At 61.8% G+C, this 233-nt stretch carries 1 protein-coding gene; it reads left to right on the top strand.

The features are described from left to right. Nucleotides 1-15: 15 nt before the first annotated feature. The coding region (locus tag SB724_RS21955) for a PAS domain S-box protein (protein WP_410573208.1) at nt 16-233 on the top strand (218 nt) is incomplete at its 3' end.

The raw sequence follows: 233 nt of genomic DNA, 5'->3' as shown, positions 1-233 counted from the left end.
GGACGACCGGTAACAATGCTGATCCCGGAGGATCGCCTGGACGAAGAACCAGCCATCCTGGCGCGGATCCGGTCGGGCGAACGGGTCGACCATTTCGAAACGATCCGTCGTCGCAAGGACGGCGCCTTCATCGACATCTCCCTGACGATCTCGCCAATCCGCAACAGCGATGGGAAGATCATCGGCGCGTCCAAGATCGCGCGCGATATTTCGGATCGGAAGCGCGCGGCAGA

The organism is Bacillus sp. SIMBA_031 (assembly GCF_046535225.1).
In the GTDB taxonomy this organism is placed as follows: domain Bacteria; phylum Bacillota; class Bacilli; order Bacillales; family Bacillaceae; genus Bacillus; species Bacillus velezensis.
Note: the sequence above shows the minus strand (reverse complement) of the source record. Positions and strands in the feature narration are given on the sequence as shown.